The organism is Vibrio sp. Vb339 (assembly GCF_902751245.1).
GTDB classification, from domain to species: domain Bacteria; phylum Pseudomonadota; class Gammaproteobacteria; order Enterobacterales; family Vibrionaceae; genus Vibrio; species Vibrio coralliirubri.
Genome location: NZ_CADDIS010000028.1, coordinates 1 through 994 on the forward strand (window position 1 = coordinate 1; position 994 = coordinate 994).

Genomic DNA, 994 nt, shown 5'->3' on the forward strand with positions numbered 1-994 from the left:
ATCCTATATTGCATCAGGTGTTCGAGCATAAACTCATAGCAATCTATTTTAGATTTTTCGCGAAGTAGGTGGCGGCCTTTTTTACGATATCTAGCTCTTCAGCTTGCTCTGCTAATAATCGCTTGAGCTTGGCATTTTCAGTGGTGAGTTCTCTTTCTCTATCGCTGATTTTCGCGTCTTTTTTTACGGCTTTACGCCATCCATAGATTTGAGATTCATATAAAGATAGCTGCCGTGCGGCAGCAGCGACACCGACTTTCTCTGCTAACTTAAGTGCTTCGGCTTTAAATTCAGGAGCATGTTTGATTCGTGTTTTCTTAGTTGTCATTGTCCACCTCGTTAGTGATTGTATTCACTTAACTCAGTGTCCAAAACTTCTGGTGCGGATCAATCGGTAACGCACCTACCATTCCAGACAATCCATCTGGCAAAAATCGTGCGACATGCTGTTGATCGGTTGAATTTGTAAGTCTTAATACAACCCACGTACCACACTGTGAAATAACTGTACTGTCTACATCGGCTGGCCGCTGACTTACCAGCATCAAGCCTATTCCGTATTTTCGCCCCTCTCTTGCTATACGCCTTATTGCTCCTTGAGAGGCTGCGTATTGAGCCTCACCATGATCGGGAACATACCTATGAGTTTCTTCACACACTAATAATATAGGGTCCTTCTCTTTCTCTTGTTGGGTCTGGAATACCTTATATTGAAAAAGTAACCTAGCAATTAGCGCGGTAAGCGGTCCTGCGACTTCATTTGGCAAGCCTGAAATATCAATAATCCTAATAATCTTTACCTGCCTGACTAGGGGCACCAATGAATTGGTTCAAAACTTGATGCAGCTTTATTTCTTTTTCGTTATCAACCCAACACTTCATCATAAATGAACCTGATTACGTATAACTTTCAGCTAAAAAGAGGATAGCGATTAATAGCGGTGAGTTCGTAGGTGATTGTGAGATGATTAAATCCCTGCTCTCAAAGCATGTC

General features: G+C 42.1%; 1 pseudogene. It reads right to left on the reverse strand.

The window, feature by feature from the left end:
• Positions 1-328, reverse strand: a pseudogene (locus HRQ85_RS26070) (transposase); the annotation flags it as partial.
• Between the last annotated feature and the right edge of the window lie 666 nt (positions 329-994).